General features: G+C 36.6%; 1 protein-coding gene. It reads left to right on the top strand.

Features of this window, described 5'->3' with window-relative positions; all coding sequences use genetic code 11:
* Nucleotides 1–15: 15 nt before the first annotated feature.
* Nucleotides 16–745: DNA cytosine methyltransferase (locus tag ACYVRA_RS07800; RefSeq protein ID WP_461252171.1), on the top strand; the 730-nt coding region annotated here is incomplete at its 3' end.

The following is a 745-nucleotide window of genomic DNA, read 5'->3' as shown; positions in this document are numbered from 1 at the left end:
ATCATACTGGTTTCTATGGAATTTTGTGATTACATAAATGAAGTTTTACGCCCCAAAAACACCCAAAATGCCGTAGTTCTTGACCTTTTTGCAGGCTGTGGCGGTTTATCACTTGGATTTGAAGCGGTGGGTTTTAAGACAATTGGTTATGAAATGGATAAAGCGGCATGTGAAACTTATAATAAAAATTTGTCTGGTGTCTGTACTGAAATAAAGCTGGATATAAGCTTTGAATACCCTGATGCGGATATTGTCATTGGCGGACCTCCATGCCAGCCGTTCAGTGTTTGGGGGTATCAAAGAGGTGCTACTGACAGCAGAAATGGATTCCCTATCTTTGTCGATGCAATAAAAAAAATAAATCCTTCTATTTTTCTTTTTGAAAATGTTCGTGGCTTGCTTTATGCCAATAAAATATATTTTGAAGTAATTATAGATGAACTTAAAAAAATGGGATATTATATTGAATACAAATTATTAAATGCTGTTGATTATGGAGTTCCACAAAACCGTGAACGGCTTTTTGTTGTGGGACATAGGGGTAAATTTAGTTTTCCTGTTTCAAAAATAAAAAAAGTAACTGCAAAAGAAGCGATAGGCGATTTAATGTATACAACCCCGCCTGAAAGTAAATTCCTCACTTCCGCAATGGATGCGTATGTGGCAACATACGAAAAAGCGTCCTGCTGTGTAAAACCACGTGATTTATACCCTGATAAACCGGTAAGAACTTTGACATGCAGAA

The organism is Treponema sp. R8-4-B8 (genome assembly GCF_054786175.1).
This window is presented reverse-complemented; position numbering and strand designations above follow the sequence as displayed.